This window comes from Pseudoalteromonas sp. 1181_04 (assembly GCF_052850545.1).
The window spans coordinates 81,924-95,700 of record NZ_VXCS01000017.1 but is presented as its reverse complement, the minus strand read 5'-3'; the positions used below and the strand labels follow the sequence as shown (position 1 = coordinate 95,700).

Genomic DNA, 13,777 nt, shown 5'->3' with positions numbered 1-13,777 from the left:
CTAATTTTAATGACAAGATAATCGTTTTTAATTGCTGGTTAATTAAGATGGATGCGATAGATGAAGACTACAAGCAAGCTTATTTTCGTGAACGTACCGCGCGTATAAAGGCTGAGCAGCTGATTGAAGATAAAAGTCGCGTTTTATATGCACTAAATGAAGAGTTAATAAAAAAAGTAGCTGATCTTGAGTATCAACAGCAGTTATTTATTCAAGCAGAAAAAATGGCCACTTTAGGTACCTTATGTGCTGGGGTTGCCCATGAAATTAATAATCCCTTAGCTTATGCAATGAGCAATGTAGAAAGTTTGCAACAGAGCATGCATGGCTTTTGTGAGTTACTTGATTTAAACCAGCAATATTTAGCTAAGAGGATTAGTGAAACAAATTTTCAACAACAGTTAGCATCACTTAGTGAGCAGCAATCATTTGCTGAACTGCAGCAAGATATTCATCAACTAGTGGCTGATAGTGCTGAAGGCTTAAGGCGCATTAATCAAATCGTGGGCAATTTGCTTAATTTTGCGCGACCAACAACTAACAAGAAACAATTGGCTGATATGACAGATGCTGTGAAAAATGCGCTTAAATTGCTTAAAAATCAATTAAAAGGTTGTCAGTTAACCACATCAATAACGACATTGCCGCTGAGTTATTGTGATTTGGCAACCATCAATCAAATAATGGTTAACATACTTATTAATGCTTCACATAGTTGCGAAGCATTAATTGATAGACAAGCACATATTCACGTGCAAGTTGATAGCGACGACCAGCAAATAATTATTAGTGTTAATGACAATGGTTGTGGCATGAGTGAGCAAGTGCTTGCAAAAGTTTTTGATCCATTTTTTACTACTAAACCAGTTGGCAGGGGGACCGGTATGGGCATGCCATTAGTGTACACTATGGTTAATGATCATCAGGGAAAAATTGAAATTGAGAGCACCGTAAATATAGGTACATGTATGCGATGTATATTTCCAGTGTTGAGTGAGCGACCTTAACTCAGGCAAAACCATTTAACCAGAGTTAGGTTAAGTAATAATTTGCTTTTAAATTAGCCAATTGTTGGTTAGTGTAGGTATGAATTTTATAATAACTTGAGGGTGAATAATGCTTAATGAAAAAAGTGAATTGGTTCTTAGGGATTATCTAAGTCAGCACCCTGAACTAAAAGTGGTGAGTTCTGACAGCGTGATTGGTTTTATCAGTGGGTTATTGGCGTGCTCGGAATTTTATGGCGAGTCAGAAATTGCCAATTATATTGCTGATAAAAATGACCCTATTTATACCCAATTAATGACAAGCTCAGCGGAGCATGACGCAATGATCACGCTGCTGGATAATGTGACCGAAGCTCAGGTAGCGCAGCAGCATATACTGGCAAGTATTTATCCTCATGGTAAAGATGCTAAAGCGCCGAGTGAGCAACTACAACAATGGTGTGTAGGCTATTTAGCTGCTTATATGGTGAATCAAGAAGTATGGCAGCATGACTTTAACTTTTTACTCAGTGCCGATAAACAGGTCGTTGAGAATCAGGCGGATGGACAGTTATTTATTGATAACTTTGAAGCGACGCTTAATTTACTAGCCACTTTTGCGATGTGGCCAGATTCGCTCAAAGAGCATCCAGAACCTGCGGTACTTAGTGAAGGCTTTGCGCTACTGTATACCGGATTAGATGAAAGTCTTACTGGCATTGCATCCATGGCATTGATGCTAGAAGATGAAAAACTGGCTTTGTGGGAAGAAGAAGGCTAGAAAACATAGTTTTAACAACCAGCATGATGTGAATAATCATGCTTTTTTTTGTTTAAAATTCAATCAAAAACATGAAATAGGAGAAAATTTAGCTAACTTTTGCATATATCGACCATTGTCGCAGTTAAATATGTTTCTTTTTATATGTGTATGTTGCTAGGATGTTTGCCAAAGCGCAATTTTGTAAATGACGCTTGATCACACTAATTATAACTTTTATTAATTTACCTGTTTACTACTGCAATTGAGTAAACAGGTGAAGAGTCAACAGGGTCGAACAACACACATGACAACACTTCGTTTAAATACATTGGCTATCGCCGTAGGACTTGCATTTAGCACCTCTTCAGTTATTGCTGAAGAAGCAACAGTTCAAGCAGAAAAAAATATAGAACAAATTTCCGTTTTAGGTTCACGGGTTTCTAACCGCACAGCAACTGAATCTTCGTCACCCATTGATTTAATTGACGCTGATGATTTAAACAAAGGTGGCTTTACCGAGCTTGGCCAAAGCTTACAAGCTACAGCGCCATCGTTTAATTTTTCGCGTACTCAAGTATCAGACGGCTCTGATTTATTCCGCCCAGCAACATTACGCGGCTTACAGCCAGACCAAACGCTGGTTTTAGTAAACGGTAAGCGCCGTCATAATCAATCTATTTTTGGCCTTAATGGAACAGTTGGTGCAGGTGCTGCGGGTACCGATATGAATGCTATTCCACTTACGGCACTTAAAGGGGTTGAAGTATTACGTGATGGTGCAGCAGCGCAGTATGGCTCTGATGCTATTGCTGGGGTCATTAACTTATCACTGAATAACTCAACAGGTATAACAACTGGTTATGTACAATATAGTGAAACAGCTGAAGGTGATGGCGAGACTATTTCAGCGGGTTTAAATCGCGGTTTTGATTTGGGCACTGAAGGCGGTTTTATTAATTTATCTCTTGAGTATCGTGATGCCGATGGTACTAACCGTGCAGAGCGCGATACCGGTGGTTCGCTTGATGTAGAGCCAGGTACGTTATCTGACAACGTTCGTTGGGGCCAAGGTAATTCGGAAAGTGAATTTACCTCGTTATTTTATAATATGGCATTGCCAATGAGCGACGGTGAGCTTTACTCGTTTGGTGGTTACTCTGAGCGCACTGCACTGGGTAACGGCTTTTACCGTAACTTTGACGAAGCATCTAAAAATGTTACTCAAGTATACAGTGATGGTTTTTTACCGCGCATTTATAACGAAGCACAGGATATTTCTATTGCGCTAGGTTTTAAAGGTGATATTAATCCAGATTGGAATTACGATGTATCGGCAGTTTATGGTGAAAACCAATATGACTTTACATCACGCAATACATTAAACGCTTCTTACGCGGCGGAGTATTTATTTAATAACCCAACGGCAAGTGATGCTGATATAGCAGCAAATGCAGGCCCAACTGCTGGTTACTCGGGTGGTTTTAGATTTGATCAAACCACAATAAATGTAGATATTAATGGTATTATTGATATCGGTCGCAATGAGCCTATTTATCTGTCATTTGGTGGCGAATATCGAAAAGAAAATTACCAGATAGTACCTGGTGATGAAGCATCGTACGCTTGTGGTTTAGCTAATAATAGTACTTTGTACCCTTCAGTAAACAATCCTAATTTTGTTGCTGAGTGCGGTTTTCAAGCTTATAACGGTTTAAGGCCAGAAGCATCAAACAAACAAGGTCGTGACAGTTATGCATTTTATGTGGATGCAGAAACCATGCTCACTGATGACTGGAATATCAGTGGTGCACTTCGCTATGAAGACTTCTCTGATGCTGGAGATGATTTAATTGGTAAGTTAGCTACGCGTTATGAATTTAACGATGACTTCGCAGTTCGTGGCGCGTTATCAACTGGTTTTAGAGCGCCATCACTTCAGCAAAGCGCATACACTGCGTTTACCACTAATTTGAATAATGTTGGTGAACTTGAGCAATCATTTATTGCTAAAGCAGGTTCAGATCTTCCTGTTGCTTTAGGTGTTGAAAGTTTAGAATTAGAAAGCTCCAGAAATACTAGTTTTGGTTTTGTTTATGATGTAAGCAGTGAGTTGTCATTAACAGTAGACTTTTATCATATAACAATAAAAGATCGAATTACTTTGGGTAACTTTATTAAAGCTGAAGATCTTGCATTTAACCCCACTGCTGTTGCTGCTCTTCAGGCAACAGGATCTGACCAAGCTGCTTATTTTTCAAACTCAGTCGATACAACAACAGAAGGTGTCGATATTATTGCGTCATATCGCACCGATTTATATGACGGTAATTTCTCTGCTACGTTTGCCGGTAATTTAAACGAAACCAAAATTGACCGTGTCAATGCAGCACCTGGTATTCCTGAAAACCTAGCACTTGATGATATTCAAAGTAGCTTTTTAACTGATGGGCAGCCGGGCGAACGTGCAACGCTAACGTTTGATTATGAGCGTGACGCGTATAGCTCAATGATCCGCTTTAATTACTTTGGAGAAACCGATGTGAAGTACTTTGGTAATGACCATATTGAACTTGCAACAGATGGCTCATTTAAAGCAACCAGTACGGTAGAATCAGCTGTATTAGTGGATTTAAATGTAAGTTATCAAATTAACGATATGTTTGCGTTATCTGTTGGTGCAGACAACGTATTTGACGAAACACCGGATGAATTAGGCGATGATGAAGTATTAAACGCTATTTCAAATGGGGCATTTAAATACCCTTTACGAGCATTGCCTTATGGCTTTGATGGCAGAAGTTATTACGCAAAAGTAAGTTTTAGTTTCTAAATTTATAGTTGTTTATTAAGCCCGCAAATAAGCGGGCTTTTTGATTTAAAATACTTGTATTTTTTTATATCAAGCATACAATCGCAAAACTTTTAAAGAGGAAAAATAAATGAGTAAACGTCGTTCTAAAGTGACTAAATCTACAACATCAGTAGATACAGGTCGGGGTGTTATTCGCGATAATGCATTAGCGGCATTAGTGACATCGAAAATTTTTAAGCCACAAATTGTAGCTGCTAAAAAAGGCAAAGGCGCTTACAAACGCAACAAAAAACACGCAGGACAAGAGTCCTATTTAATCGCCGCTTAATGACGTTGTGATCAAATAGGGCTTTTATTTAAATGCTATTTTTTACAAAAAATAGCAAGCTCCGACATTTTTTTTAAAACCTCGCTTAGATAATTTTTTTCTAAGCGAGGTTTTTTGGTTATATAGTCTACCACCTTATTGTTTATATCTATTCCCACTCTCATTTACGTTTTCGTAAAACTTGCTAGAGCCCGCGAAGATACTCGCAAATAAAACTTAACCATAAATTAACCTTGTATTCATATTCTGTATGCGAAATTACCCTTTCTTTAAACGGGATGGCTCTAATTTAGTTCTAAATAACGATAAAAAATATATTTTATGGTCTTTTTTTATTAATAAAGTGGCTGTTTTATATACATCATATATCCAAATTAAGTTGACGTATGAGTTAACTGTGGTAGTTTTTAAACTGAGTTGTAAATTTAATGTTATATTTAACCCTGGGCGGAGGAGCTATGAGCTCACAAATGACAATAAAAAATGCTTTTAAGCTAAGTGCGGTATCGCTTAGTTTTGTAGGCTTAAGTACGCATGCAGCAGTTGACTGTAGTGTATTAACACAATGGCAAACGGGTCAAACTCACAGCGGTGGCAGCCAAGTACACGCACAAGATAATGCGTATGAGGCAAAATGGTGGACACAGTCAAATCCAGTTGAAAATGCTGGTGACTGGCAAGATTGGAAACTTTTGGGTTTGTGTGACAGCGCTGTCACAGAAAATCAGGCGCCAAATATTACAGTATTAACCCCCGCAAACAATTCTCAATTTGCTGATAAAGACAGCGTTGTCATGACTGCGCAAGCAACCGATGACGATGGCTCTGTGACAAAAGTTGAGTTTTTTGTTGATGGTGCATTAATCGCAACTGATAGTAGCGCACCGTTTAGTACTAATTGGCCTGCAGTTGTCGGCACACATCAAGTGAGTGCTGTGGCAACCGATGACGATGGCGCGCAATCTACGCAAGTGATCAATACGATCAGTGTTACTGAGATCGTGGAGCCGGTTAATCAAGCACCGGTGGCAACAATTAGTTTCAGCAGTTTACCAACAGAATTAACGGTTGGCTCACAAGTGGTGTTTGCGCTTGCTGGTACTGACAGTGATGGTCAAGTAACGGCACTTAACTTTGCGGTTAATGGTGCTGATGTGCACCAAGCAAGTACGGCATCAAGCAGTTATGCTTGGCAAGCAACAGCGCTTGGTCAGGCAACCTTTACGTTAACGGTAACTGATAACGAAGGCGCAACAGCCCAAGTAACAAAGCTGCTTACTGTTGTTGAAGAAAATACCGGACCAGTGACTGGAACTGATTGTCATCCGCAGGGGTTATATCAAACACCAGGTGTAAATACGCCGTATTGTACTGTGTATGATGCAGATGGTCGTGAGATAATGGGTGTTGATCATCCGCGTCGTGTAATTGGTTACTTTACCAGTTGGCGCAATGGCGCAAATGGCCAACCGAGCTATTTAGTAAATGATATTCCATGGGATAAGATAACTCATATCAACTATGCGTTTGCCCATGTTGATGCCAATAATAAAGTATCGATTGGCGATCCAAATGCTGCAGGTAATCCAGCTACAAATATGGAATGGCCAGGAGTGGTAGGTGCCGAAATGGACCCAAGCTTCTCGTATAAAGGTCACTTTAATCTTTTAAACAAATTCAAAAAACAACACCCACACGTTAAAACATTAGTATCTGTAGGTGGTTGGGCTGAAACGGGTGGTTTCTTTGATGAAACGGGCCGCGTTGAAAGTGGTGGTTTTTATACCATGACGACCAATGCAGATGGTTCAGTTAATCAAGCGGGTATTGATGCCTTTGCAAAAAGCTCAGTCGAGTTCATTGAAAAATATGGTTTTGATGGTGTTGATATTGATTATGAATACCCATCATCAATGAAAGATTCAGGTCATCCTGATGATTTCCCAATTTCAAATGCACGTCGTGCAGGTTTAAATGCATCTTACCAAGTACTAATGAAAAAGCTGCGCGAAGAGCTAGACCGTGCTGGTGAAAAAGCGGGTAAACATTATTTACTAACAATTGCATCGCCTTCTTCAGGTTATTTACTACGTGGTATGGAAACATTCCAAGCGGTTAAATACCTCGATTACGTTAACATCATGTCTTATGACCTTCACGGTGCATGGAACTCGCATGTTGGCCACAATGCGGCCTTGTTTGATACCGGTATTGATTCTGAACTAGCGCAATGGGGGGTTTACTCAACAGCTGAGTTTGAAGGGATTGGTTATTTAAATACTGATTGGGCGGTACGTTATTTTCGTGGTGCAGTATCGGCAGGACGTATCAATATTGGTATTCCTTACTACACCCGAGGTTTTAAAGATGTCAGCGGGGGTACTAATGGGCTGTGGGGGCAATCTGCACTACCTAATCAAGCAGATTGCGCAACAGGTACCGGCGTTGGTGAAAAGAACAAGTGTGGTAATGGCGCATTAGGCATTGATAATCTTTGGCATGATAAGAACGATGCAGGACAAGAAATGCCAGCAGGTTCTAACCCGTTGTGGCATGTTAAAAATCTTGAGAACGGCATTGTTGGTTCGTACTTAGGTGTGTATGGCTTAACACCAGAGACTGATGTTGATGATCAATTAACGGGTACTTATACACGTCACTATGACAGCGTTGCTGTTGCACCTTGGTTATGGAACTCAGAGAAAAAAGTATTCCTATCTATTGAAGATGAGCAGTCTATGGCAGCTAAAGTTGATTACGTAATTAACAATGGCCTTGGCGGTATCATGTTCTGGGAACTTGCTGGTGATTATGATTTTGACTCAGCAAAAGGTGAATACTTCATGGGTTCTACCTTAACAACTTTGGCTTATGACAAGTTTAACCAAAGTGGTGTGGCGTACGACACTCATCCAGGTAATCCAAACTTTGTTGTACCAACTGAAGCGGTAGATGTAACGTTTGCAGCAAAAGACTTCCCAATTGGTGATGATAACTACCCAATTAGCCCAACATTTGCGTTCACTAATAACTCCAATATTGATCTAAGCGGTGCGAAAATTTCGTTTGATGTACCTGTATCAACATCGGCTATTTTTAAATCTAACTGGAACGCACAAGAAAAATTGGGCATGGCAGTTGAAGTAAATGGCTCAAATGCCGCAGGTAACAACATTGGTGGGTATGAAAATGAATTCCACCGTTTTTCAATCACTCTGAACAATGAATGGGGCGGTCAACCGAAAGACCTCAGTGGTGGCAAAACAGTCAATGCGCAAGTTATGTATTACATGCCAATTACCGGTCCTAGTAACTTTACTATAGAAAAAGATGGCAAAGTTTACGCGTTCAAATTTGAATTCCCACAATTGCCTGATGGGACTACCGGTGGCGGCGACACCACGGATCCTGGTAATGGTGGTGGCGATACATCTGGTATGTGTGAAGGTGTGGCTGTGAGCTCAATCCCTGTATATCCAAACTTCCCTCAAAAAGACTGGGCAGGCAATCCAAGCCATGCCGCAGGCGGTGACTTAATGGTTCATAACAGTGCCGTTTATAAAGCGAAGTGGTGGACAAGTTCTGAACCAGGAGCAACAGCTGACTGGACTAAAAGTTGTAGTCTGTAAGTAAATAATAGGGGCAAGTTTGCTTGTCCCAAAATTTCAGCTTTTCAAGGACAAAACAATGAAAGCTATTAAATTTAAAACTTTATCACTCTCGGCAGTGGCAAGCAGCGTATTACTAACAATTATGCCAGCGCAAGTGAACGCCCATGGTTATATGGATAGCCCAAAAGCGCGGCAAGCTTTTTGCCAAGCCGATGGTGGGTATTGGTGGCCAGAAGATGGCACTAATATTCCAAACCTTGCTTGTCGTGCCGCATTTTTAGAGTCGGGTACAGTGCAATTTGTACAAGATATTGAGTTTTCAGTTAATACACCGGACTACTTAAATCAAGCTGCGGTAGAGGCTAAGGTACCAAATGGGTCGTTATGTGCCGGTGGTGACAACGCAAAGCGTGGTATGGATTTACCTTCGCCGCATTGGCAACGCAGTGATGTGGTGCCTAATGCCAATGGTGAAATTCAAATTCGTTACTTAGCAGCAACGCCGCATAATCCCAGTTTTTGGCAGTTTTATTTAACTAAACCAAGCTTTAATGCAGCAACAGATGTATTGACGTGGGCTGACTTAGAGCTAGTTCAACAACATGAAAATATTGACGTTATCAAAGATACCGATGGAAAGCGTTATTACGAAATGAATGTTGCTATTCCACAAGGGCGCAGCGGCGATGCTATTTTATATAGCCGTTGGCAACGTATTGATGTGGTGGGGGAAGGTTTCTATAACTGTAGCGATATCAATATTGTGACAGACGCAGGGCCGACGGATCCGAGTGTTTGGTCAAGTGTTGGTTACTTTGTTCGTCAAGGACAAAGTGCCATTGCTGGTGACACTGTTTGGGCACGTTTATTTGATGAAAATGGCCAAGAGGTTATCAATCAGCAATTAAAAGTGACCGCTGCGAATCAAGCGAGTTGGCAGCAAGCACTGGCACAACAACTGAACTTAGATTATGCCCACTTAGTACAAATTGGCGTGCAAAATCAAGCCGGTGACGTGGTTTATAACAGTACTGATGTACTGACTAATCAAGTGTATAGCAGTAATGAAAATTACACTTATAGCTTAAGCGTGCAAAGCGCTCCCACTAATACTGCGCCAATTGTACATACGCCAGATGATTTAGTTGTCGATGAAAACACCAGCACAGCCTTACACCTTCATGCTTTTGATGATGAACAAACGCAATTGAGCTACAGCTGGTTAGTGCCAGCACCACTGAGCTTTACCGGTGGTGACGCAAACGTGGTGATTAGTGCGCCAGAGGTATCAACAAGCACAGATTATACCGTGTCAGTGTCGGTTTCGGATGGTCAATTAAGTACTCAAACTAGTTTTAAAGTCACCGTAAATGACAGCGTTATCACTGATCCTGATGTTGTAGCTTGGAGTAGTAGTGCAGTTTATCAAGCCGGTGACAAAGCCAGTTTTCAAGGAGTTGTTTATACCGCGAAATGGTGGAGTCAGGGTCAGCAACCTGATAGCTCTAATGCATGGCAAAGCGATTCACAATCGGATGTGAATAACGATTGGAATGCAAGTAAAGCCTATCAAAGTGGCGCTGAAGTAACCTATCAAGGACAGCGCTATAGCGCTAAGTGGTGGACTCAAGGTGATACACCTGGACAAGCCAATGTATGGACCAAACTTTAATAAGAAGCCTAAGTTTTGTAGTTCAAACTTATTAAATAATTAAATTAATAATGGATAAGAGAGAAATATGAATATTAAACAGTTAACAGCAGCCATTGGCGTTGCTCTATTTGCAAGTACAGCCTTTGCAGCACCGTCTACACCAAGTATTAATTGGGAACCGCAACAATATTCGTTTGTTGAAGTGAACTTAGAAGGTAACGGTTCTTATAAGCAACTTGTTACCCGTGTGGAGCAGGTGAGCATCAATATTCAATGGAGTGCATGGAGCGGTGACGGTGGTGACAGCTACAAAGTTTACTTTGATGATATGTTGGTAAATGAAGGCACACTTTCTGCAGGTTCTAAGAGCGGAACTATTTCTTTCCCTTATGACAAAGCTGGTCGCCATACATTGTATGTAGAACTATGCGAAGTCGGTACTACTTGCGCACGCAGTGCCGGTAAGCCAATCGTAATTGCAGATACCGACGGCGGGCACTTAGCGCCATTGCCGATGGATGTTGATCCTAATAATCGTGATATTGGTACCAAAGCAGGGTTAGTGACCGGTGCGTATTTTGTTGAGTGGGGTATTTACGGTCGTGATTATGATGTAACAAATATTCCAGCACAAAACTTAAGTCACATTTTATATGGCTTCATTCCAATTTGTGGTGAAAATGCATCACTAACTGGCAGTCCTAAACAAGCACTTGAAACAGCCTGTGCTGGCTCTGCTGATTATGAAGTGGTTATCCACGATCCATGGGCTGCTGTACAAAAAGCATTACCAGGTGTGGATGCAGCGGATCCAATCCGTGGTACGTATTCACAGTTAATGGCACTTAAGCAGCGTTACCCGGATCTTAAAATCTTACCATCAGTAGGTGGCTGGACGCTATCTGACCCATTTGGTGGTTTTACTAATAAAGCTAACCGCGACACATTTGTAGCATCAATGGAAGAGTTTTTAAGAACCTGGAAGTTTTACGATGGTGTTGATATTGACTGGGAATTTCCTGGTGGTGACGGCCCTAACCCAGATATTGGCGATCCGATAAATGATGGTCCTGCATATGTTGCGTTAATGCAAGAGCTGCGCGCTATGCTTGATAAGCTTGAAGCTGAAACAGGCCGTACTTATGAGCTTACGTCAGCAATTGGCGCTGGTTACGATAAAATTGAAGACGTTGACTACCAAGCCGCTAGCCAATACATGGATTATATCTTCGCTATGACTTATGACTTTTATGGGGCATGGAGTGGCGTAACTGGCCATCAAACTGCGCTTTATTGTGGTGAGCATATGAGCGTAGGGCAATGTAATGGTACGGGCGTAGATGAAAACGGTGAGCCACGTAAAGGCCCTGCTTATACAACAGATAACGCAGTACAGTTATTATTAGCACAAAATGTAAACTCGAAAAAAATTGTTGTTGGTACTGCTATGTATGGCCGTGGTTGGGAAGGTGTTTATCCAACAGGCACCACTATTGATGGTAACCCTATGACAGCAACAGGCTCCGGTCCATTAAAAGGCTCAACAGCACAAGGCGTGTGGGAAGATGGCGTTATTGATTATAAAGGCATCAAAACTCATATGATTGGTGCTGCAGGTACTGGTGTTAATGGCTTTGAAGTAGGCTACGATGACCAAGCGCAAGCGGCGTATGTGTGGAATCGCGCCACAGGTAAACTAATCACTTATGATAGCCGTGAGTCAGTGATAGCTAAAGGTGCTTATGTTAATCAATATAACTTAGGTGGGTTATTTGCATGGGAAATTGATGCAGATAATGGCGATATTCTCAATGCTATGCACGATGGCTTAGGCGGAGTTGTTACACCACCAAGTAATAAAAAACCAGTGTTATCAGTATCAAGCACTGTAACCGTGAACGCTGGCGAAAGTGTTTCTGTCAGTGCTTCAGCAACAGATGCCGATAATGATCCACTGACGTTTAGTTGGACTGCATCACCTGAGTTAACAGTATCTGGCAGTGCAACAAGCACATTGGCAATTACTGCACCTAACGTAACCCAAAACAGCCAGTTTACCGCAACCGTCAGTGTAACTGATGGCAAAGCAACGGTAAGCCAAAGTGTTTTGGTTAATGTCATCGCGCCAACAACTGGTGACAACACTGCACCGACAGTTGATGCGATTGCTGATATCACTATTGAAGAAGGCGCTTCTGCAGCAGTAACGGTTGTTGCCTCTGATCCGCAAAACGACGCACTGACTTATACATGGTATGTCCCTGCAGGTCTTACATTAGTTGGCAGTGGTGCCAGTGTTAATCTTACGGCCGGCGCAGTAGTAGCTGCAGATACAAACTTAACAGTATCTGTGGCAGTAAGTGACGGCCAAGTTGCTACCACTCAAAGCTTTACTGTAACGGTAACTAACACCGATACAACGCCTCCTACAGGTGATAGGTGGGATGCCAGTAAGGTATATGTTGGTGGCGATACTGTTGTTTATAACGGCGTAACATACAAAGCTAAATGGTGGACTCAAGGTGATCGTCCCGACTTAGGTGGCGTTTGGGAAGCAATTACGCAACCAACAGATGATACAGGTGCTCTGATTTGGCAGTCATCAGCAACTTACAATAGCGGTGACCAAGTTTCTTATGGTGGTAACAAATACCAAGCGAAGTGGTGGACTCAAGGAAATGAGCCCGGCGTAGCAGACGTATGGAAATTACTTTAATTAGCCTATTAATCAAGCCTACTTTTAGGTAATAAATTAAAGTGTAATTTACTCACATAAAGCAGCTTTCGGGCTGCTTTTTTTGTATTTCGAGTCAGATGCACCATACTGTACAAAGCGTCTATAATTTTACTAGGCTGTAGTTATTAAATACATTTACTTATTTTTGATATTGTTGAGTCCAATTAGTAGCGGCTGCGAAAAAACTCTGCAAGTAGGGGTGGTGTTACCTTGGCCACCGTTTGTCTTTGATGGTGAGCAGGCTCTTACAGGAATAGATGTAGAGATCAGCCGTTTGGTGTTAACGCATGCTGGATTCTGTAGTCAGTTTGTGTCTTTACCGTCATCAAAGCGCGGTTTGGTCGAGCTTGAAAAAGGCCGCGTGGATATATTAACTGCTGCGAGTTTCAATCAACAACGTGCCCAATATAGTCACTTTTCAACCCCATATAGACGTGAGAAAATGCGGCTGTTCTGGTATGAAGATGCTAAGTACCTAACACACGATTTAGCCAGCCTGTTGGCGCAACAAAAAACCATAGCCGTAAATAATGGTGGTTATTATGGTAAAGAATTTGAGCAGCTAAGCAAAGTCACAAACAATAAAGATTTACTTGTACGAGTACCTTTGCTCAAGCACCGGCTATATATGTTAAAAGCTAAACGCGTCGATTTTATGATCGATGATGAAATATCTGGGTTATACCTCATAAGCCAAGAAAAAATCCCCGGTATTACACTGCATCCTTATGTTATTCATGATAATCCAATCCATTTTATGCTCAGTAAAAAAACGGTCACGATGGACAATGTGCGCTCAATTAATGCAGCGATCATTGATATGCAATCGAATATCAAGCAAATAATTGCCAGCTATACCTATTAATTAACTGGCTATAATTGATAC

Annotated in this window: 8 protein-coding genes; all 8 read left to right on the top strand. The window is 41.3% G+C overall.

Annotated features, from left to right (window positions below; translation table 11 throughout):
- Positions 1 to 47 precede the first annotated feature (47 nt).
- The 8 genes from FW757_RS15265 (at position 48) to FW757_RS15230 (ending at position 13,756) form a co-directional block, all read left to right on the top strand.
- Positions 48 to 1,007 carry a sensor histidine kinase gene (locus FW757_RS15265; RefSeq protein WP_446441400.1) on the top strand — a complete coding sequence of 320 codons (960 nt, stop codon included), beginning with the start codon at positions 48 to 50 and terminating at the stop codon, positions 1,005 to 1,007.
- 109 nt (positions 1,008 to 1,116) lie between these two features.
- Positions 1,117 to 1,767 (top strand): hypothetical protein, encoded by a 651-nt coding sequence (locus tag FW757_RS15260; RefSeq protein WP_182718236.1) that lies wholly within the window; start codon positions 1,117 to 1,119, stop codon positions 1,765 to 1,767.
- 286 nt (positions 1,768 to 2,053) lie between these two features.
- The gene (locus FW757_RS15255; RefSeq protein WP_182797815.1) at positions 2,054 to 4,579 is read left to right on the top strand and encodes a TonB-dependent receptor plug domain-containing protein; all 2,526 of its coding nucleotides are present in this window, start codon (positions 2,054 to 2,056) and stop codon (positions 4,577 to 4,579) included.
- Positions 4,580 to 4,688: 109 nt separating this feature from the next.
- A complete protein-coding gene (gene arfA / locus FW757_RS15250; RefSeq protein ID WP_149981958.1) occupies positions 4,689 to 4,889 on the top strand; it encodes an alternative ribosome rescue factor ArfA in 201 nt (66 codons plus the stop codon).
- Between the two features lie 458 nt (positions 4,890 to 5,347).
- The gene (locus FW757_RS15245; protein ID WP_446441399.1) at positions 5,348 to 8,518 is read left to right on the top strand and encodes a glycosyl hydrolase family 18 protein; all 3,171 of its coding nucleotides are present in this window, start codon (positions 5,348 to 5,350) and stop codon (positions 8,516 to 8,518) included.
- Positions 8,519 to 8,576: 58 nt separating this feature from the next.
- Positions 8,577 to 10,172, top strand: a complete 1,596-nt coding sequence (locus FW757_RS15240) for a lytic polysaccharide monooxygenase (protein ID WP_182718239.1) — start codon at positions 8,577 to 8,579, stop codon at positions 10,170 to 10,172.
- 67 nt (positions 10,173 to 10,239) lie between these two features.
- Positions 10,240 to 12,870, top strand: a complete 2,631-nt coding sequence (locus FW757_RS15235; protein ID WP_446441398.1) for a glycosyl hydrolase family 18 protein — start codon at positions 10,240 to 10,242, stop codon at positions 12,868 to 12,870.
- Between the two features lie 175 nt (positions 12,871 to 13,045).
- Positions 13,046 to 13,756 carry a substrate-binding periplasmic protein gene (locus FW757_RS15230; RefSeq protein ID WP_182718241.1) on the top strand — a complete coding sequence of 237 codons (711 nt, stop codon included), beginning with the start codon at positions 13,046 to 13,048 and terminating at the stop codon, positions 13,754 to 13,756.
- Positions 13,757 to 13,777 lie beyond the last annotated feature (21 nt).

Coding starts and splice junctions, on each gene's coding strand:
- FW757_RS15265 (WP_446441400.1), top strand. CDS start 48: ATGGATGCGATAGATGAAGACTACAAGCAAGCTTATTTTCGTGAACGT.
- FW757_RS15260 (WP_182718236.1), top strand. CDS start 1,117: ATGCTTAATGAAAAAAGTGAATTGGTTCTTAGGGATTATCTAAGTCAG.
- FW757_RS15255 (WP_182797815.1), top strand. CDS start 2,054: ATGACAACACTTCGTTTAAATACATTGGCTATCGCCGTAGGACTTGCA.
- arfA (WP_149981958.1), top strand. CDS start 4,689: ATGAGTAAACGTCGTTCTAAAGTGACTAAATCTACAACATCAGTAGAT.
- FW757_RS15245 (WP_446441399.1), top strand. CDS start 5,348: ATGAGCTCACAAATGACAATAAAAAATGCTTTTAAGCTAAGTGCGGTA.
- FW757_RS15240 (WP_182718239.1), top strand. CDS start 8,577: ATGAAAGCTATTAAATTTAAAACTTTATCACTCTCGGCAGTGGCAAGC.
- FW757_RS15235 (WP_446441398.1), top strand. CDS start 10,240: ATGAATATTAAACAGTTAACAGCAGCCATTGGCGTTGCTCTATTTGCA.